The 503-nt window shown below is 46.3% G+C and carries 1 protein-coding gene; it reads left to right on the plus strand.

Features of this window, described 5'->3' with window-relative positions; translation table 11 throughout:
- Window positions 1-503 (plus strand): thiamine phosphate synthase (locus R8O10_RS27795; RefSeq protein ID WP_318192305.1); only part of this gene is annotated, 503 nt, incomplete at both ends.

Below are 503 nucleotides of genomic sequence, written 5' to 3' on the forward strand. Positions count from 1 at the left end.
GTCAGTATGACGCTCAAGTTTTTATTAATGATTATTGGCAACTAGCAATAAAGCATGGCGCGTTCGGGGTTCATCTTGGTCAAGAGGATATCGAAGATTCCAATTTGAGCCAGTTGAGCGCTGCAGGCATTTGCTTAGGTCTATCAACCCATGGTTATTATGAACTGCTGCGTATCGTCCAAATTAACCCAAGCTACATTGCGTTGGGGCATATCTTTCCGACCACCACCAAACAAATGCCATCCAAACCGCAAGGTTTGGTTCGCTTAGCCTTGTATCAAAAGCTGATCGATAGCATTCCATATGGTGAAAGTGTTGGCTATCCAACTGTGGCCATCGGTGGCATTGACCAATCAAACGCAGAGCAAGTTTGGCAATGTGGCGTGTCCAGTTTAGCGGTGGTTCGTGCGATTACCTTGTCCGAATCGCCGAAACAAGTGATTGAGTTTTTCGACCAACTGATGAGCACAACGAGCACGTCATTGGTCATGGAGGACTATCGT

The sequence above is a fragment of the Vibrio sp. 1727 genome (genome assembly GCF_033344415.1).
In the GTDB taxonomy this organism is placed as follows: domain Bacteria; phylum Pseudomonadota; class Gammaproteobacteria; order Enterobacterales; family Vibrionaceae; genus Vibrio; species Vibrio alginolyticus.